Source organism: Mesorhizobium sp. BR115XR7A (assembly GCF_020165315.1).
GTDB classification, from domain to species: domain Bacteria; phylum Pseudomonadota; class Alphaproteobacteria; order Rhizobiales; family Rhizobiaceae; genus Mesorhizobium; species Mesorhizobium australicum.
The window spans coordinates 334,926-354,479 of sequence record NZ_JAIUHW010000008.1; the positions used below are offsets into that span (position 1 = coordinate 334,926).

14 protein-coding genes and 2 pseudogenes are annotated in these 19,554 nt (G+C 58.4%); 3 read left to right on the forward strand and 13 right to left on the reverse strand.

Annotated elements, in window-relative coordinates:
• Positions 1 to 5: 5 nt before the first annotated feature.
• Both LB557_RS19275 and LB557_RS19280 read left to right on the forward strand, forming a co-directional pair.
• Positions 6 to 615: pseudogene (locus tag LB557_RS19275) on the forward strand (ISKra4 family transposase); the annotation flags it as partial.
• A 981-nt stretch (positions 616 to 1,596) separates the two neighbouring features.
• A complete protein-coding gene (locus LB557_RS19280) occupies positions 1,597 to 4,137 on the forward strand; it encodes a two-component system VirA-like sensor kinase (RefSeq protein ID WP_027033437.1) in 2,541 nt (846 codons plus the stop codon).
• Between the two features lie 122 nt (positions 4,138 to 4,259).
• On the opposite strand, the gene virB11 is transcribed toward LB557_RS19280, so the two are convergent.
• From virB11 to LB557_RS19335, 11 genes are read right to left on the reverse strand one after another with little or no spacing between them, the layout of a single operon-like run.
• Positions 4,260 to 5,300: a P-type DNA transfer ATPase VirB11 gene (gene virB11, locus LB557_RS19285; RefSeq protein WP_027033436.1), complete on the reverse strand. Its 1,041-nt coding sequence runs from the start codon at positions 5,298 to 5,300 to the stop codon at positions 4,260 to 4,262.
• Positions 5,284 to 6,423, reverse strand: a complete 1,140-nt coding sequence (gene virB10 / locus LB557_RS19290; protein WP_027062883.1) for a type IV secretion system protein VirB10 — start codon at positions 6,421 to 6,423, stop codon at positions 5,284 to 5,286. The genes virB11 and virB10 overlap by 17 nt, the downstream gene beginning before the upstream one ends.
• A complete protein-coding gene (locus tag LB557_RS19295; protein WP_027033434.1) occupies positions 6,420 to 7,301 on the reverse strand; it encodes a TrbG/VirB9 family P-type conjugative transfer protein in 882 nt (293 codons plus the stop codon). Before LB557_RS19295 ends, virB10 begins: the two co-directional genes overlap by 4 nt.
• A complete protein-coding gene (locus LB557_RS19300) occupies positions 7,298 to 8,011 on the reverse strand; it encodes a type IV secretion system protein VirB8 (RefSeq protein WP_027033433.1) in 714 nt (237 codons plus the stop codon). Before LB557_RS19300 ends, LB557_RS19295 begins: the two co-directional genes overlap by 4 nt.
• Entirely contained in the window at positions 8,008 to 8,166 is a 159-nt protein-coding gene (locus LB557_RS19305; protein ID WP_080680416.1) for a type IV secretion system lipoprotein VirB7, read from the reverse strand. Before LB557_RS19305 ends, LB557_RS19300 begins: the two co-directional genes overlap by 4 nt.
• Positions 8,167 to 8,192: 26 nt before the next feature.
• Positions 8,193 to 9,080 (reverse strand): type IV secretion system protein, encoded by an 888-nt coding sequence (locus LB557_RS19310; protein ID WP_027033432.1) that lies wholly within the window; start codon positions 9,078 to 9,080, stop codon positions 8,193 to 8,195.
• Positions 9,081 to 9,137: 57 nt separating this feature from the next.
• Positions 9,138 to 9,812: a type IV secretion system protein VirB5 gene (locus LB557_RS19315; protein ID WP_027033431.1), complete on the reverse strand. Its 675-nt coding sequence runs from the start codon at positions 9,810 to 9,812 to the stop codon at positions 9,138 to 9,140.
• 13 nt (positions 9,813 to 9,825) lie between these two features.
• Positions 9,826 to 12,195, reverse strand: coding sequence for a VirB4 family type IV secretion/conjugal transfer ATPase (locus LB557_RS19320; protein WP_027033430.1), 2,370 nt, complete (start codon positions 12,193 to 12,195; stop codon positions 9,826 to 9,828).
• Positions 12,195 to 12,521, reverse strand: a complete 327-nt coding sequence (locus LB557_RS19325) for a type IV secretion system protein VirB3 (protein ID WP_006329140.1) — start codon at positions 12,519 to 12,521, stop codon at positions 12,195 to 12,197. The genes LB557_RS19320 and LB557_RS19325 overlap by 1 nt, the downstream gene beginning before the upstream one ends.
• Complete coding sequence (gene virB2 / locus LB557_RS19330) at positions 12,521 to 12,886, reverse strand: pilin major subunit VirB2 (RefSeq protein WP_032925931.1); 366 nt, start codon at positions 12,884 to 12,886, stop codon at positions 12,521 to 12,523. Before virB2 ends, LB557_RS19325 begins: the two co-directional genes overlap by 1 nt.
• A 14-nt stretch (positions 12,887 to 12,900) precedes the next feature.
• Positions 12,901 to 13,683, reverse strand: a complete 783-nt coding sequence (locus LB557_RS19335) for a type IV secretion system lytic transglycosylase VirB1 (protein ID WP_027033429.1) — start codon at positions 13,681 to 13,683, stop codon at positions 12,901 to 12,903.
• A gap of 1,304 nt (positions 13,684 to 14,987) precedes the next feature.
• Between LB557_RS19335 and LB557_RS19340 the strand changes: the two genes are divergently transcribed.
• Complete coding sequence (locus tag LB557_RS19340) at positions 14,988 to 15,713, forward strand: response regulator (protein ID WP_027033428.1); 726 nt, start codon at positions 14,988 to 14,990, stop codon at positions 15,711 to 15,713.
• Between the two features lie 89 nt (positions 15,714 to 15,802).
• On the opposite strand, the pseudogene LB557_RS19345 reads toward LB557_RS19340, so the two are convergent.
• Together LB557_RS19345 and LB557_RS19350 are read right to left on the reverse strand one after the other, a co-directional pair.
• Positions 15,803 to 16,265 (reverse strand): annotated as a pseudogene (locus LB557_RS19345) (IS66 family transposase); the annotation flags it as partial.
• 121 nt (positions 16,266 to 16,386) lie between these two features.
• Positions 16,387 to 19,554: Ulp1 family isopeptidase (locus LB557_RS19350; RefSeq protein ID WP_224713087.1), on the reverse strand; the 3,168-nt coding region annotated here is incomplete at its 5' end.

Here is a 19,554-nt window from a genome sequence, read left to right on the forward strand (position 1 = left end):
AGTAGAATTTCGAGCTGATCGTAGGCCGCTCGCTGCCTGAAGAGGGTGCTCCGCGCTACATCGGTTTCGTCTATGGCTATGATCGCGAGCCGCAACGGCGCATTCTCGACCATCTCAAGAAGCAGCCCGTCCAAGCCAATCAGGATATCACCTTCATCACCGACGGTGGGGAAGAACGCCGACTGGTTCCATATCACCGTGCGCATCAGGGTCCTTCGGCAGTTCGTGCAAGGGCTCGAAAACCAGGATGAGCAGACCGGACAGGACCTGCTCGAAACTCTGCGCAGGATCAAATGGCATCTCTGGCATGTTGACGTCTATCGGGCCCGTCACGAAATCGCCGACCTGCAATTCGACGCGGAAGGTCTCGAAACAGGCTAGCCGAACATGCGCAAGTTCCTGACCGCCATCGGCGAGTTCACCAGGCCTACATCGCCTCCAACAGTGCCAGCCTGATTATTACGGCGAGCGTTAGCGGTCCGGAGATCGCATCTCTTCGGCCCTCGTCAAGGCCACCGTCAACGCCGTTCCAAGCGGTTCGCCAACAAGCGGCAGATGCAGTGGAGCAGGATCGGCGCACATCTTCTGCTGCAAACCCGCACGCAGATCCTCGATGACCGTCCCGACGCGCTTGGCGTGCAGCCCCTCACCTCGCCCGCGCCCCGCGGTGGTTCTTGCCAAGAGACGCTCGCTCGCATCTAACGAAAACCGCCGCTGCATTTAGCTGCATCCATTGTTCGGATGCGTGCGATCCAAACAATCAATTTGTTCAATCAGCTTCTTGAAAGCTAACCCTTGTTTGGTGGAACATGGGCTCTGGTCGTCGACGCTGGCTTAATGCAGGGGCTGCACGCAGGAGATACAATGCACAGAGATCGCAAGCGGGTTAGCGGCATAATGGCTGGCCGACCGGTGTCATCCCCAGGCTGCTGCAGCGTGCGGCTTGTCTGTCCCTCCATGATCTCTCGGAAGACAGTTCCGAATACTGCGACCGGTTGCCCGCCTTGTGTGTCGCCTCGATCTCATAACCGATGGTGAGCTGCTCAATGGGCTATCCTTCACCGGATAAGAGATGAAGTGCGAACGCTCCTCGGGGATCATGCCGATCGTACGTACGTCCTGCTTACTCTGGTCAAGCATAGAGCGCAATTTGTTGGCCCAGCTATGAAACTCTTGCCGGAAGTTAGCTCTGCCGCGTGCGTGATGGCTTGAGCGGACTGACGCAACGAAGGCTCACGAGTATTCGGTTCCTGCCGTCATTATGACGAGACTCAACGGTACCTTCAACATCGGCGTGGTTCGACTCGCCGCGCGAAAACAGGCAAATCTCGATTGAATCCGTCACGCGGTGTCAGCCTGGCATTGGTGCCTTCCCTTCTCAACAACTATCAAATCAGCATTCACGGATAGCCCAGTTTCTCACGTGCCGTAACGCCGTGCCTTCAGTTTCCACGTTCGCGTCGAGCTCGCGAGTGGCCAGAGTTCGGAACAGAACCGTCGAAGTCTAATCGCCGCGAAATTCAACGGAGGGTCAGCGGGGCCACGGGGGCAAAGTGCGACGGTGTCTAAGCCGTCTTTATGAGGGGAGAGGTATACATGGTTTTCCTGTTCCAGCAGCATCCGGCCGCACACCGAAGCAATGAGGAGCTAGAATTCAGATCAGACTTTCGCAAGGCGCGCACCGCGCATCAAACGCCGTTTCGTTGTGAAAAAAGGCTCAGTACCGACAACGTTTTTGTAATCGCCCTGGCGGCCTCGTTTGCGCTCTTGTTCGGGATACAGAGGCAGGACCCACAGGTCGACGAGGCGGTCCTAAGTGAACTGCGAACGATTCAGATCAACTACGCATTGCTCCAGCGCGATGTCGCCCGCGCTCGAACCGACATGGTATTGGACTTCCGCCCCGTTGATTCTACCCTCCAAGCATTGCAAAGGAACGTTACAAACTTGCAACGCCTTGCCGAGATTTCGCCCGATGAGAGCTCCGGAGCGCACTCCAGGTTGCTTGCACAGCTCAAAAAGTCCGTCGAGAACACAGAGGCTGCCATCTCGGCAGCGGCTGCGCAAAATGAGCTTCTGCAAAGCTCTCTCGTACGGTTTGCTCGCTCGGTTAATCGCCTTGAGGGGGCGCCGTCCAACAGGCTTGAACTCTCCAATTTGATCCTTCAGTTTTCGGCCAGACCGGGATTCAGCCTCGCATCACAGATCGATCAGTCTCTCAGCCGACTTCCTCCGAGCCAGGACCAAGCCACCCACGATGTTGTCCGCAACGGCCGCGCTATCCTGTCCGCGTTGTCGAGAGTGGACCGCGCAGCCGATCGGATCGCATCCTTTAACACGTTCGCCAAGGGCGCCGAACTGGAGCGCGAATATCTGAAAGACTACAGCTTGGCCAGCGCGCAAGCGCAGCGCACACGACTTTTCTTTGGCTCGGTGTCCATATGCCTCTGCTTGTTTGCGATCATTCGGGCCTTCAGGCTGCATGTGCGGACGAACCGGTTGGAAAGGCGGCTGGAGCTTGAAGAGGCAATGCGTGAGATCGAAGCTCGCTTCAACGAAAGTAAAGCAAAGAACGCGTCGCCGCGCTTTTCAACCGAAGCAGCGCTTAGACTTGTTCAACGCGCTTTCGACGCGGATCAATGCGCGCTTGCTCAGGTGGATCCGAGTCTCAGCAGGCATACCGAGTGCTTTGTGACGAACACGTGCATGCGTGTCTGGAACGTCGCGCTTCTTGATGAAGTCGTTTCACTTGTCCGCGCCGGACGGCCAGTGTTTCGCGTCGTTCCGGCGGCGGAAATGGTTCGCACCGCCCTAGACACTTCCGGTGTTTGTCAAATTGTTGCTTGCAGGGCCTCCGATCAGCAGGCTGTGGTTTGCATCCTTGTTTTTGAACGAGATCGCTCACTCCCCTCAGCAGGCGACCTGTGGGTTCTTGCCAGTGCCATTGGGCGTTTGAGCAACCATCTTGAAATGCAACGTGTAAATGCCGAACGCGACCTTCTGGTGAGTCGATGGGAGCAGGTGGAAAGGCTGAGGACCGTCGGCACGATCGCAAGCGGCGCCACACATGAGTTCAACAATATTTTAGGCGCAATAATCGGATATTCAGAAATTGCCCAAGGTCTGGTGCGTCGCCCCTCCAGAATACGGAACCACATCGACCAAATCATCTTAGCTGGACACCGCGCCAAGCTGATCGTTGACCAGATCTTGTCACTCAGCCGAAACCGCAAGCGCGTTGCATTGCCTTTCAACGTCTCCGAAATTGTCATGGATCTTGCGCCATTGCTGCGGGTTACAGTTCGTGCGGGTGTTCAGTTGAACTTCAAGATCAACGAGTGGCAAACGGTGGTCGAGGGCAGCCCAACCGAGATGCAGCAGATCCTCATGAATCTGTGCAAGAACGCGTCGGAGGCTGTCTTGAACGAGGGCCGCGTCGAGGTTAGCGTTTCTCGCGCCCAGGTGTGCCAAACCAAGCCGCTGGCTCAGGGCACCTTGAGACCTGGAGATTACGTCCTCCTCTCCATCAGCGACGATGGCCCAGGAATCGCAAATTCGATACTTCCGCATGTCTTTGAGCCCTTTTTTACCACGCGCTCTCTCGTCGGCGGGACCGGGCTGGGTCTTGCTGCGGTTGACAGGCACGTGAGCGCGCTCGCAGGATGCCTAGACGTCACCTCGGTTGTTGGCCGAGGTACGCGCTTTGATATCTACTTGCCAGCCTCCGAGGAGGAGCCAGTCAGCGCTGACGTCACTTTCGGCCCATACAACGGATCACCGGCCAACGGCGGAATCATTGCAGTCGTGGAGCCCGATCCAGCAGAGTTGGAGATTCACAAGGACAATATCGCCGCGCTGGGTTATGAGCCGATCGGCTTCGCGACCTTCGAAAGTCTTTGCGGCTGGATCGAGAGCGGGAAGGCAGCTGACCTGCTGATTTTGGCGAAGACGCCTTTCCTCGAGCGAGGACGGGCCGAGTCCGTATGCCCCACCATCATGGCGGTGCCTTTCATAGTCATCGGTGACATCGACCCCATGCCGGTCACATCTGACAATCAGGCCTTCGTCCTTCGGCTAGCGAGACCGGTCTCGTCCAGGACAATAGAGCATGCGATACGTATAATGATGATGGCGTGATGCCGCCGACTCGCTCATTCTATGCAAGTAATGTGAGAAGGCCTGGCAAAAGACATCGAAGCAGAACAAAACGACGCGTCGCATCACAATGGACTTATCGATCCCGAGACGTTGTTCTAGCCTTAGTGCTTGTTAAGGAGGTCGGCTACTGTCTCTCCCCGTCGCCGGGCATCGGCGGCGAGCCATACCTCTCCCACCTCGTACAGGTCACCTTGGGTGTGGAACGGCACAATGACGTCAACGGCAGCCGACAGCATGTCAAGAAGCGTTCGATCTTCCACAGCGGCTCCTTGCGGGCTGCTCTTGACGAGGGAAAAGAGCTTTTTGAAGCCCTGGACCGGATCGGCCCCATGGATCGTTGATATTGATCCCGCATGGCCGGAGACGACTTCGCTAAGGTAGGCCCATGCAGCATCATCGCGCATCTCGCCGAGCAATATTCGATCAGGGCGCATGCGCAAGCTCGCTTGCAGCAGTTGCTCGGCTGTCACCGCACCTACGCCGGCTCGGTCCTTTGGATAGAGTAACCGGACATGGTTCTCGTGCGGGATTACAAGCTCCAGCGTGTCCTCGATACTTATCAGTCTCTCTTGCGGGGGTATAGCGTTGATCAAAGTCTTGCTCATTGTCGTTTTGCCGCTTCCAGTAGGTCCGCAAAGCAGCATCGTGAGCCGTCCCGAAACACACGCTTGCAAAAACTTCTCCAAGTCACCATCGTCGTATTGCTGAAGAATAGTTTCGTCCTGCCGCTCTTGGCGCTGTTTTCGTGACCGCCATTGATTCCAACGTGAGTATTCGTAGCGAGAAGAAACTTCCTTCAGTTCGGTCACACGACTTGAAGGACGCCGTATCGTCAGGCTTACTGTTCCTGAGGGAACAGCGGGCGGCAAACAGATCTGTAGCCGCTCTCCGTTCGGCAGCTCAGTCGCACAGAGGGGGCTTTGCGGTCCGACATCTTGCTTGCGCAGCGCTCCAGCGAGAATCGCGATGTCCTCCAGATCGTTATAACCTAGCGGTAGCGGATGTTTCGTGAAGACGCCGGCTTGTCGCACAAACGCTTCCCCAGGCCGGTTGATAGCGACCTCTTCGGTCCTCGGCTCCTCAAGCCATTTCAGAACGGGGTCGAGAAGCAAACGCAATTGAGGGTCAGCCTCCGATCGCATTGTTGTCTCTCCGGCGTTGGCGATGTTGGGGGGCTGGCGCCACGACAGTTGCCGTGAGACCGTATACATCCGAGAAATCGAGGTCGCGAGCCACAAAGATGGATACAGCATCTCCCTGGTTTTTCTTCAGGGTTGGCGGAATGTTGACCGTCGCTCTCAATGTCGTCTCGACGGCTTGTCCGCCATTGCTCTGGAAGCTGTCGATGCCGCTTCCTCCGCCAGAGCTCGCCGCGTATTGACCGGCCGCCTGGAACGCGCCTTGAAGGACGCTCATCAGCATTGCTCCGCCAAAGCGTTCCCGGAAGTGATTATCCACCGTGCCAGGCACTCCGGAGCGGCCGAGCTCGTCAGCGCCCGGCGATGCTATCGAAACGAGGGCATGGTCAGGTGTTTCGATGCGCGTCCACAGCACGAAGACACGCGCATCCCCCTGTTCGAGACCGTGCTGGATCTCGCCAATCACCGTCGTCCCACGATCCAAGAGCACGACATTGTTGGTGGCGCCGCGGACGTCTTTAGGTAAGACGCACTTCACATAGCCGGGCAAATTTGTGTCGACCGCCGTTTGCAAAAGGCAAGGAATGATCGTTCCCTGAGTAATCACGAGATCAGGGTGCGGCAAAAGTGTGGCCCGGCTCGGCTCCTGTATATCTGGCTTCAATCGGCCTGACAGATCGCCACCGGTCGAGATCTCATCCGCGGTCGCGGGAGCATCCTTGTGGGCGTCTTCGCTCCGCTGAGCCACGTCGGGCTTTTGACTGCCGCTGCTGTAGGCGAAAATTGGTGATTCCTCGGGCGGCGGTTCAGCTGCTGCGGGTTGCGGCGTGGATGGCGCAGGATCTGACGCCTGCGCCGCCTTTGCAGGCGCTGGAGGTTCGGGAGCAAGCTCAATAGGCACGGGGCGGAACGGCTCGGCGTTGGGGGAAATTGGCGGGTTTGGCTGAGAGGGTTCGTCTTGTGTGCTGGGACGACTTCCGAGCCAGATGAGCGACAGAGATGAGATGAGAACAAGACCGGCGACGGCCAATTTCTGTGGTCCCGAAACATGCCGGCGGGCCGGCTCCGAGACCAACGATGCGGATGCATTTACATCGTGTCCCGACTGTGGGCCGGTTTCATTCATCGGCCCGAGCCTTTCAAAACGCGCCACACGTCGGGTCTCACTGTACCGGTGCCCGGCGCTCGTCCAACAGGATCATAAGCCCTGTTGAAAATCGACAATACCGTATTGCCATCTCTCAGACGCCATTCCCGGGCGACTGCGGATACTTCAACATAGTCGCCTTTGACTGTGAAGTTGGCAGCGGCTTCCTTGCCATCGGGATTGATGATGTAGAGGGAGGGTATACGGGAATTGCTTGCGAAGCCAAATACGGTGGTAAAGCCATTGTCGAAAACCTGCAGCGGCGCCAGCGATCGATCGCCCTTTGCGACGTAGTGAAAATTGCTTTCGTCGGAACTGGCAGTTGTACCGGGCCGATTCAACAAATCCTGAACCCTCTGTTCCTGCTGCACCTTTGCCCGGGCCTGACCAAGAATCGAGCGCTTTTCTGCTGCCTGTCTCAAAGCAGCGGCCTCATCACCGGGATAGGTGAACTGCACACTGTAGTATAAGTCAGGTTGCTGCTCATCTAATTTTGGCATCGCTCTCGTTGAAATGCTGAAGACATATCTGCGGGTACCGGACTCACTGTCGGCCAGAACGACGACCGGCTGCGGCGGCAGGATCCGGCTGGCCTTGAAGAACAGGTAGTTGGCGCGTGGGAGCGCAGCCAGGTCTTTGCTATTGGAAACGGCCACGGCTGCGACGGTCTCGTTGGCCGCGAATGTGACGACCAGCGTTGCCCCCACCGCGGTCGACAGGCGCACCACTTCGTCGGGACGGTAAGCCAAGTAGCGCATCCGTGCATCATGCTTGCCGGCAAGCGGGGTGTCTTCCGCGGAAGCCTCCAGCGTTAAGAGTAGTGAACAGGCCAGTGCGAGAAACGCTCTTTTTGTCATGGCTGCACGTCACCCAGGTTCGACACGCTATCTTCCGAGGTTTGATAGGAAGTGACGAGTAGACCTCCCGGATTGGTGAGCCTTGATTGGGCAGGCAGATCTGTCAGGCGCTCGTAGCGGATGGTTGCGGTCCAGGTGGTCACCAACGGCATCTGCCCATCGATGGAAAGGGTGCGTTTGTATCGGATCTGTTGAACGTCCGGACTGATGTCGTTTGAGGAAATATGCCCGACTTCGAGCTTGCCGAGCTTGCCGACTGTGACTTGCGGCGAGGTGGGATTCGGATAATTGAAGAAATCTTGATATTGCTGCCGCACAGCCGGTGCGCTGAAACTGGATACGAGGTCATAGCCGTATTGGGCGGAATCGGCTGTGTAGCTCTCGCGCAGGCGTACATATTCCCACAGCGAAGCATTTATGACGGCTCGCTCTTGGGTTGCCGGCAGTCGAGAGACTGACACTTCGCTGTCAACTGTTCCATCCGGGCGCACCCAGAGGAACACAGGTACGAGCTTGGCCAACGGGACCATGGCAGCGATGGTAAATGCCTGCGCAACATTTCCTAGGACCGCCGCTGCCGCAAAGGCTATGAGGGCCTTTGACAGGCGCCGCGCAGACTTCGCTCGTGAAGTTTGAAACGCTTCCACCTTCTTATAGTGGGCGGCTAGCGTTTCTCTCTCCACCAGAAGGGCATGTTCAGGAAATTTCACTTGGGCTCTTTCGCACATTCGACTTGAAGATCTTCAGGGGAGGTTTCCCATTGTCCCACGTTCAGTTGGAATGGCGAACCCGTGCAGGTCGCAAGCTTATCGGTTGTCTTGCAGGCCGCCAAAGCCAGTATTGACAAAAGTAGATAGTATTTCATGTTGAGGTACCGCGCTTGTCGATTGATTAACCACCTGCCGTTTTGGCAATGCGGCGATTGAGGCTGCTAAGAGATTGGTTCGCACCTGCCCAAGAACCGCCTGCTATGCTGCTGGCGATCGTCGGAAGCGCGACGATCAAAGCGTCACCAGCTAGGAAAAGCATATCGAGCTCGTAAAGCCCGATGATCTTGGCTGCTGTCGTACCCTTGTATTTGATCACCGCAAGCATGACTCCCAGCGCGACTGATTCTGCCGCGATAACTATCGTTGCAACGATGTTGAGGAGGACAAGCAGCAGCCCGTATGAGAGCAGTTGGCCGATCCATCTGGTAGCCATGTCTCGAGTGTGATCAAAAAGATAGCCTACAAGAACGAGGGGGCCGATCGCCAGGAGCACCTTCGTCAGAATTCCAACGGCATCATAGATCTCGAACGCTGTCCAGAGCGAGCCGTACAAAATCCATTGCGCTCCCTGGAAGGCAAGTATGTCCTGCTGATTCATTGGCCCAATTTCGGAAGCAATCCGCTGAAAGGCACTCTGACTTGAAGCGAACATTACGTCGAGCTTCTGGGGGATACCGATGAAGGGCAAGGTGCTTCCGCTGATCTGGTGGGCAAGCTTTGGAATCGTGTCGTCGAAGACCGATTCAATGTACAGCTGATAGTTGGCCTGCCCTAAGATGAGGGCGACGACAATCGATACCGTGACTACGCGCGAGATACCTCCGCGCGCGTCGACTTGACCGCGCATGACCAGAAAGCCTTGGATTATGATCCAGAGCGTGACGCACGCAACCAGAGGCGCACTGACCGCCTCTTGGACGTTTCCAATCACTTTGTGCAGCCCCGCCGTAAAGGCCACATGAAAGATCGCGTGTATGGCCGTGAATGGCGCAGGAATTCTGAAAACCATTGCGTGAACCTTATTTGCCCCTGATCAGCGCAGATGAGCCAGATGAACTAAGCGTCGCTACTCAAACATTCTGGCGGTGTCCTGGCGTTCGCGACGCTGCATCGCGGCCTCCTCTGCGGCGTGAAGGCTCGCTTGTGCAGTGGCCATCGTCAGCAGACTCGTGGCCTGGACATTTTGGATAATCGCATCATGAATCTGCTTGAGGACCAGACCGTTGGTGACGGTGGCCTGCACAATATTTCCCGAGCGGGAAAGCTGACCAAGCGTGTTGTCGTTGGCCTTAAGGCGCTTGTCCATTACGCCCAGAGTGTCGGACGCAAGAGCTGCGGCATTGATGGCACCAGCGATTTGTCCCTGTAACAGTTTCGCTTCTGAATCCGTGCCGTCGACTTTCCGGTTTGGGTTGTCCGCAATTGCACGCGCTTTAATCGAAGTTGGCGCCTGACCCTCAAACATCTGCCTCTCAAGCTGATAGCCCGACGGGTAGTGATTTCCTTGGTTCAGTGAACTTAGCAGCCCCGTGACACCGAATGACGACTTTAGTATCTCCACCATTTCCATCGTGGAAGCGAGCGTCTGGGCTGACTTTATCAGGATCTGCGCAGTGGAAACCGCTGTTAAGCCCGCTTGTGTTACTACCGCCGGGTCGATGACGACAAATTGCGACCGGGCCTGTCCGCTAAACAGAAAGGAAGCGGCAAGCGTCGTTGCTGCAAGCGTGGGAAATCTCATGAATATTCCTCCGTTAGTCTTGAATTTCGTTGTAACGAGCCATGAACTTGTCGAGCCACGCACTTGGGGCATCTCCGTGCTGGTCACGAAGCTGGTCGACAAAGCGCACGGTGTTGGCCCGTCCCGAGAGTACGGCTACATACTCGCGCATCTGGCCAAGATCGAATTCGCAAACAACACTCCCGCTCTCGCGCTTGAGCAAAAACTTGCGGCTGCCAATTGCCATTCCCTGGCGGATTGCTTCGAACTCCTGCGTGGTGCACTTCAAGCCATCGACATACGCGGCCCGGTCGGCCGTCGGTGATGGGTAGAAGATCTTGGTCATGCATTGTGCAACGAGACTGGCTCCGAGGGGCGATTCAAGCACGTGTTCAGGCTGCTGCGTTGCGAGTATCAACATGCCGTTGTTCTTGCGCACGGTGAGCAGGAACTTGTCGATAACAGCCGAGAACTGCGGGTTGAGCAGATAGAACCGAAATTCGTCGCAGCTCATGACGAACCGACGGCCATCGACAACAGCGCCCACGCGGTGCAGAAGATATGCGGCGGCCGGCGCACAGACCTCCTCAAATTCCAGGAGCTGCGTCATGTCGAAGCCGGTAATGGAGGCATCCAGCCTGACTTCGTCCTCATCGCCGTCAAAGGCCCATCCAAGCGCATTCCCTCTACACCACCGCTGCAGCCGTGCTCCCGCGCCCTCCGAGGGGCTGTGCAGCAGGAATTCGCGCAGGCCCGCAAGTGAGCGCATGGCGGGTTCGAACGAAAGTTGACGAAGAATGCCACGTTCCAGTCGACGGCTTTCTTCCGGCGAGATCGGACCACGGCCGTCACTCTCGATGAGGGCCATCAGCCATTCGCGCAGAAAATCCAACGAGGCGGAGGTGTTGTCCAGTCCGCGCAGAGGGGCCAAGCCGCTCGGAGCGCCTCTGCGCAACGCAAGGTATGTCCCTCCCGTGGCTCGCACCAGCAGTTCACCACCCCGGTCTTTATCGAAAAAGACGATGGCGCCATTGCGATCGACCACGCTTTGCTCAAGCATCGCGAGGATAAAGGTCATCAGCGTCGTCTTGCCTTTGCCGACGGGTCCGAATATCGCCGTCATGCCGACGTCATTCTCATGGGGGATGTAGTCGAAAGACGTTCCACCGTTTGTGCGAAAGCGCGCAACAGCTTTGCCCCAGTGGCCGGAGCTGGAACCGCTGGGGAAGTTCTCAAATGAGACAAGCCCGGCAAAATTGTACGAGGTGATCGCCCCGGGGCGCGTGCGCCACCTGTTGTTCCCCGGGAGTTGGGACCAGTACGCGGCCTCCATGCCGATACCCTCTTGGACGATAACGGCGCCTGTGTCGGCCAGCCTTGCGCGCGCATTTGCTGCGCGATCGGCAAGGCTATTGAGGCTGTCGCCATAGACGCACAGGCTCAGATGATGCGAACCCATGACGAACTCGTTGCTTGCCAGTGCGTCCTCTGCCTCGGCAAGTTCATTGATCTGGGTGAGAGCCTTGTCGCCGGCGCTCGTCATCTGGCTGGATTTAAGGCTAAGCTTCGCATGAGCTTGTGGCCGAGTGAGGAAGGAAAAGCTCTGGCTCAGGACAAGCGGGAAGTTGGCGGACAGTAAGGGATTTAGCATGCCTGGCCGCGTCGTCGCCGGATATTCACGGAACGAAAACAATGATCCCACGGAGCTATCCCCGGGTCTTCGAATCTCAAGCGCCCGCTTCCCGCAGATGACCCGATCAGTGTAGATCGAGGCGCCAAGCGAGCCGGTAACCATCGGAACCGGAAGAAACCGGCAAGTCATTATCAGCCGAAGCGCCTCACCAATTTCCGTGAAGAGCACGTTGCCTTTCTCGCGAATACCCAACCGGCGCAGACCGTAACCGCCGAGTGAGCCAGCAATGATCTGCCAGAGGTCCTCCAGGCTTCGCAGTTGTGTGGCCAGATCGTTGTCATTCCGTCTGGGGGATTTGGCAATGCGCCAGCCGATCTTACCGATTGCGGTGCGGGGGGACACGACGATAGTGAGGAAGTGATCGTTGCGAAAGAGCTTGCCCGACAGCACATGTCGCTCATAGGCCTCGCTCAGACTGCCAGCAAATGCACTTTGAAACTGGCGCGATGCCGGCTCCGGCACATCGTTGTTGCGCACAAGATGAGCGTATAGCGTGACATTGTCATCCGCGATGTTGCGCAAGAGAGTGTTGAACGCGCGGCAGCGCGAATTGCGCATCTCTGCGTCTTCCAAATCAAAGGGCAGGCCGTTCACGTGTGCCATGGCCATGATCGATCCGTCTTCCAGCAGGACAACCTGATCGCTGAGATGACCGACATACGGAAGATAGATCTCGCCAGATCTCTCGGTCCGGCCACTGGCGCCAAACATTACACCATTCCTCTTCCGCGTTTCGGCACTCTGATCGGATTGACGCTGACGCTCGCGCCACCCCAGACCGGCCCGTCCACGCTTCTGCCGGCCGTCTGCAAATAGAGGAGCGCGACGCTTGCGGCGTTATAGTCACGCTCAACCACCAGCCGTGCCCCGAACCAGAGTGGCACGAGCACGATTTCATAAAGTGGGTTTTGAAGGACAATGATGACGAGACCAGCCAACATCATCAGCAATCCGGCCAGCGTCAGCGGCACCCCCAGAAACAGTGCGGGACGTGTCGCCGCCACATAGAGGGTGCTCACTTCCAACCGGTCGCTCATCAGCCACCGCCTATGAGCGCCTTGCCCAGGAAGCTTGCGCCGAACATGATGACGATCCCTCCAACGACACCCGCAACCAAGCCAAGTGAAGCACGACCGAACATCCAAGAGATGCCGATGGCCACGAGTCCGAGCACGGCCAGTGATTGTCCGAAGGGGCCAAGTATGAAGGTGCAGATATTCTGGACCATCTTGGCGGGATCCGTCCCTCCGGTCACCTGAGCCGAGGCTGGCCCGATGGAGAAGACCGTCCACGCGGCGCCTGCAGCAGCGGCCGGTACATATTCAGCCGTCGTGCGCAGCATGGAAAAAGGCGAAGGAACACGCGTTTTAAGCGCACGAAGTATTTTGAATGGCTTCATCATTGTATCTCCATGGTTCAATCGAATACGAGTTTGTTCGGGTTCGAGGGTTCCCGCTCTTCCGCAGCCTGGCTGCCTGTCGGACCGGAGGGATCGGCCCCGGAGCGGTTTGACTCATACGAGCCCCAGATGTCCCAAGAATTTTGGTTGGGCTGCTTTCCATTGGCCTGTTGGCTCTGTTGGAGCAGAGGCGGCACGGCTTTCCGACCGGATGCCTCAAGGTGTGGCGCATCTGGGGCGGTCGGCTCCAGCGTTCGCTCGAGATGACTCGTGATGTCCTTTGCGGCCGACTCGACCTTGCGTACATAACCGTTGGTGAAGCCACGCGTGACGTCGCCCGTGTTGTAGGCCGAGATGGCACGGCGAAGCGCCAGTTGCTGCGCCGGAGCAGTCGTGCCGCCGGCATACCGGCTTTCAAGCAAGTGGGCGGCGGCCGATAGCGAGGCGCAGGGCTCGAAAGCCTTTTCCGGCGTGAGATTGAGGAAGGAAAAGTTCTTGCTGTTTATCTGCATCAATCCGACATCGACGGAATGTTGTGCTTCGAGGCGGTTCTTGATGCCCCGCGTCGCTTCCAGGTGGTCTGTCCAGCGAAGCTGCTCACCTGTGGTGTTGTCATGAGCCACCAGCGTTTCAAAGCCACTTTCAATTTTGGCAATCGCGGCGAGCGTGGACGGCGCAACCCAGGGAGCGCATTTGCGCGACAGGCGGTGGAATTCACGGGGCGAAAGTGGCGCGGGCTCGGCTGGGAATGACATGGATGTCAACAGGGCGATGGCCAGCGGCCAAGCTGCAATAAACATTCCTATCCCCTACCTTTCCAAGCGTCCGGACCGGTTCTGGCCCTGTCCGGCACGCGCTTATCGGGCAGGTTTGTTACTGCGTGATGTTCAAGTTCAGCTTTTCGGTTTCAACTGAAGCAAAGAGCTTGTTCATATCCGGGTGCATGGGCACCTTGCGCATGCGCGGGTTGCGCGGGCGCGATCAGCCGGCACATCTCGACCATCGTGGTGGATCATTCCTGCGCGGGATTGCCCGCCCCGGCCGTCCGTTGCTCCTGCAGCGTCAACCGCGACTTAGCATGGGCGGTGATGGAATCTTGTGTCAGCGCCTGGCCGAAGGACAAAATGGGGAGCTTGGCGGCTTCGTCTCAGGCTGCGGAAGCTGGGGTCGATCGAACGCGAGAACCGACTAGGGCGCCGAGCTGCCCAATGTTGCGGCATGCTGCCGTTGTTGCAAGAGACGGCCATGCGCCCTGCATACTCAGGCATTGGTTGAAACCGCGAGTTCGTCCGCGAAGCTCGTCGGAGGCGCAAATACGCGGGGACGAGGGTCAACTGGGAAGACGTGGCGGCGCAGCCGGCCTGGTGCGAGACCTGGTTCAGCTGTTCGGCCGCGCCGCGAACTGGTGGTCACGCACAATCCCATCGGCAGAAACCGCAGGCGGATTGACGCAGTCCGACAGCGCTCTCGACAAGTACAGTGACAGGCTCAAAAGGAAAGTATTGCACCAACTGAGAAATGTTAGCTCGCAAGGTAACCGTAACCGTAATCGGACCTGCCGATCGCCGGGAACAGGATTGGCGCCGCCGGCCACTGCCCAATGACCTGCCTTGGGCAGGAGACATAGCGTTGGCACAAGGCCACTATAGCGAATCACGGTCGTTCTTCGGCCAACCGCCTTTGCGATCAATCAAACGCCGCGCTGCTCCACCGCGTCCGAGCCGCACGCACGAGCGGGAGGATTTCGAGGTGATCCAGGTCCGCAAGCGCCAGAAACGCGAAGAAGATGCAAGGACATGGCAAGCGATCGGGCGTCCGTGCCGTCGTAATCAAGTGGTGTTGGCAGGCCTGCACCAACGGCGGAGCTCGCGAATAAGCGAAGGACCACACGGCAGGGTCATACCGGCGCTTGGAGATGTGTGGTGGCCACCGGCTGCCTGGATGCGGTCAATTCGCTGTGGATGAAAAGACCAGGCCGAGCAACGGCCTCACATTGGCCGCACGCACCGGCGAGTGGTAGCAAGGGGCAGCTGTTCTGCGTGGTGCCCCAAGGGTTGCTCGGCAACAGCTTTAGACAAGGGGATTCAAGATTGAAGGTGAGCCGTTGAAACATGTTCTTGTCATTGACGATGATGCCGCAATGCGACGCCTCATCTCCCAGTATCTCATGATGCATGCCTTGAAGGTGACCGCAGTCAACGATAGCAAGCAGTTTAACTACGTTCTATCGCATGAGCCAGTCGATCTCGTGGTTGTTGACCTCAACCTAGGCCGGGAGGATGGGCTTGCCATCGTCCGCAACCTGGCGACAAAATCGGATTTACCCATCATAGTGATCAGCGGCGACCGGCTTGATGAGGCGGAAAAAGTCGTTGCGCTGGAGCTCGGCGCAACCGATTTCATCCCCAAGCCTTTCGGGCTGCGCGAGTTCTTGGCCCGCATTCGAGTAGGGCTACGCCAGCGCATTTCCAGTCCGCGAACGAAAGATCATCGCTCATTTCGGTTCGGAGCCTGGAAGCTCAGCGTCAAGCAGCGGCGACTGATCTGTGCGGAGCGTGGCGAAGTCAAGCTTACCGCATGTGAGTTCAACCTGCTGATCGCGTTCCTGGAGAACCCCCGCAATGTCCTATCCAGAGAACGGCTTTTGCTCGCGAGCCGTGTGCGTGGAGAAGAGGTCTACGATCGAAGTATCGATGTCCTAATCTTGCGCTTGCGCCGAAAGCTGGAGGCTGATGCGGCCAATCCAAGGCTAGTCAAGACATGCCGTGGTGCAGGGTATTTCTTCAACGCTGACGTAGACGTTAGCTACGGAGGCACCTTGGCCGCCTGACAGGAGCTATTCTGGAGATTGGCTGACGAGGCTGATGAAGCGTGGCGGTGTTTTCTGGCGGCCTTTAGCTCGGCGCCTGGATGTCGGACCCAAGGCAGCATCTCGTCGATCTGGCTGGGATGGCTGTTGACGATCCTGGTGGTGAGGACGTCGGCGAGATAACCGAGTGACTCGACACCATTGAGCCTGCAGCTTTCGATCAGCGACGCAATGACCGCCCAGTGTTCGGCACCGCCGTTCGAGCCGGCGAAGAGCGCGTACTTGCGGACAGATTGAGCGCTCGACGGTGTTGTTGTCGATCTCGGTGCGACCGTCGTCAACGAAGCGCGAGAGGCCTTCGCAGCGTGAGAGCATGTAGCGGATTGCCCCGGCGACCTTGGTCTTCTGACCGATCAGGCCGAGCTTTCACGCAGCCAAGGTTCAAGATGGCGACAATAGCGCGGCTATTGTCCCGACGCGTCGCACGGCGTTCATCGGCCGATCGGCCGCGGATATCGTCCTCGATCTTATTGAGGTGGGCGATCGTCTCAGCGCCTCGCTGGCGATCGGCGAGTTCCAGGCCTACATCGCCTTCCAACAGTGCCAGTCCGATCAATTACGGCGAGAGCTACCGGTCCGGAGATCGCATCAGCCTCTCCGTCGCCAAAAGAGCTGTTCTGCTTAGCCGTCGAGCTCAACGCCCAGCGTCGGAGCGCTCTCTGCTCCTGAAGGAAGCCATGAGGTCCGCTCGGGCTTGATCGGAGGCTTGGCCGACGGACGTTGTGTTTGCGTCGCTCGGCTGCCGCCCGATGGCGAGGCTTTGCGAATTGTCAGTCCTTTGCCTTTTCGCTGGTCTCAACGGCGCTGTGTAACGTTCAGTGTTGATGATGACGCCCCCGCTGTTCACGCGGTTGCTCCTGTGCAGTGTACTCGTCAGCTTGTCCTCGGCCTCGCGCGTCTGGCCCAAGTGCCGTTCCAACGGCGCTGGCGCGACCTGTCTGGCTTGCTGCTCTTGCAAGGCGGCGTGTTGCACCTGCGACCCGGCTGCTGCCAAAGCTTCGGCGGGGCTTGCGGCAAGCTCGTGCGGCAAGCGCCCCTCTCTCAGTCGGTTTTGCAGCGCCTGCCGATCGGCGACGAGGTAGTTGAGGTGCAGCGGCAGCTGCTGGTCTGGCCGCTCTTCGTTCGCCAATCGACGAACCAGCTCGCGCGTGCCGTCCACCACGAAGACGCCGCAGTCAACAGCGTTTTTCTGCTGCGCCATGTCGGGTGTTACCAGGGTCGCGTCCAGTCTTGTAGCGAGCTTTCGTGCAGGCGCGTCGTTGTATCGCTGTTCATTTTGCTGGATGGAGTCGTAGTGATAGGCGACCGCTCTTTCCGGATCGCGGCGATCTACGAGGAGCAGCGACCAATGGGTGCCGCGGTCAATACCCACCCCATCGTTCACTGGCACGAACAGGAAGTCGGATGGGCCGGCGTTTCGATCATAAATCGACTGCAATGTGCCTCGCGCGTCTTGCTGCTCCATGTGGCGCAGCAGATGGGAGACCGACGGATCGACCAGCCGCGTCCGGGCGGCGAGCGCTGGATCGGCCTGCTGCAGCTGCTGCTCGAGGAATTCGTAATCCCTCTGGATATGTTCGTCGCCCAACAGTTCGGTGGCCCCGAGCACCGCCCCCCGGGGGAGATTGGACAAGCCTGACGGAAGGGCTTCGATGTGTGCATCGGAGGAGGTGGTCAGATCGACCAACGGAACCCCGAGATGGGTGTCTGAGAGCCTGGCGGTCGCTGGCAAGGCGGGTCCCGGAGCCCTTGCCGGTACTGCTGCCGCTCCAGCTTCCCTTATCGCTCCGCGATGGAGGAGCCAAACGTCATTGCCCTCCTCTGGCCTCCGGGCGGTGTAGCCGTGGCCTTTAATCTCGTAGTTCCATTCCGGCTTGTCCGCGTCCGGCAAGAGGCCATAATGGTACAAGGAAGAGAGCATCGCCTCTGGGACGCGTTGAGTCCCATGGGAGAAGCCTTTGGGCACGGCGAATGAGACGTTTATGGAGTTCTCGATGGCAGCGGGGGGTGCCTCAGACCTTGCAAAGGGCGCGGCCTCCGCATGCAGGCTTCCAATGTGTTCGGACCCTGGGCCTTGAACGGGTACCCCTGCCAATGGCAATTCACCCAACTGCTGCATGGGGGGCTGCATCGGCACGCGGCCGCCTTCGCTCGGCGGCTGCTGAATGGCGATGCTTTGCGGATTATCAGTCCCCTGCCTCTCCGCCGGCCGCAACGGCGCCGTCGAATGTTCATTGTTGATGATGAACCGCTCGGGTGGCAGGAGGTTGCCCTGGTCAAGCGCATCCGGCCAGGGCCGGTGTTGGCTGACAGCTAACGCTGGCGGGGCGGCGGCCTCAACTCCGGCGTGCCCAGAGCCGGCTGCTGCCAAAGCGTCCGCCACGATCCTGTCTGACGCAGGCTTCGCATCGCGAACCCGTTCAAGCGCCAAGCGGAGATAATCGTTGCCTGGAAACAACACCTCGGCGAATTCGATCCGCGAATCATGATCCAGCCCAGAGATCGTCTGGCCCCGCCTCTCAAGCGCCTCAGAAAATCTGCGAAGACTACGACCATAGGCAACACGGGTGCTTGGGGCCAAGCTGCTGTCACTGGTCACTTGTTCCAAGACATGCGCATCTGCCTTTGAAGGCACCGTCACTCGCCACCGGCCAGTCGCTGAATAGCCCGGCTCATGATACGCACGCAGGACGTTCAACGCCGGCCTTATATCCTTTATGTCAGTGTCTTTCGGAAAGAAGGTATCGAGGTGATCGACCAGGGATTGGTGATTTTTTAGATCAGTCGCTTGGCCACGAGCGCCGAGATCATTCGCCAATCGGCGAAGCGCATTCGAGTATATTCGCAGCGTCGGCGCGCTATGGTGTTGCTGAGCCTCAGCATGGGCGATCGCCTTATCAATCACGTCCCGGTGTTCGTCGGACAAGTGGGGATAGCGGTTAGCCGGGGCACCAACAGTCACTGAATAGCCCGGCTCATGATAGACACGCAGGACGTTCAACGCCCTCTTCATATCATCGTTTTTCGGAAAGAAAGCATCGAGGTGATCGACCAGGGATTGGTGATTTTTTAGATCAGTCGCTTGGCCACGAGCGCCGAGATCATTTGCCAATCGGCGAAGTGCATACCTGTATTTTAGGACCGTGCTCTCGCTATATTTTTGCTGAGCCGCAGCGTGGGCGATCGCCTTATCGATAAGGTCCCGGTGTTCGTCGGACAAATGGGGATAGCCGGTGGCACGGGCGCCACTCGCGACAGGTTCGGCTCGGCGCGGCTCGGCCACGTGCTGCTCAAAACCCGCTTGCCGCGATTGGCCAGCATCTGGCAAGAGGCCAGGGCGGTCCAAGGAAGAGAGCATCGCGTCTGGGACGCGTTGGGTCCCATGGGAGAAGCCTTGGGGGACGGCGAACGAAACGTTTATGGAGTCCTCGATCGCAGCCGGGGGCGCCTCGGACCTTGCTGAGGGCGCGGCCCCCGCATGCAGCCTTCCGATGTGTTCGGACCTTGTCCCTTGAACCGGTACCCCTTGCAATGGCAATTCACCCAATTGCTGCATGGGGGGCTGCATCGGCATGCGGCCGCCTGAATTGCCGATTTCGCTCGGCTGCTGCTGAATGGCGACGGCTGGCGGCCTATCCACGGCCCTCTGCCTCTTCGCTGGCCGGAACAGCGCTGTGGAATGTTCGTTGTTGAGGATGCCCCCCTGGGGTGGCAGGTGGTTGCGATGGTCAAGCGCATCCGGCGAGGGCCGGATCTGCTGTTGGCTGGCAGCCAAGACTGGCGGAGCGGGGGCCTGAACTCC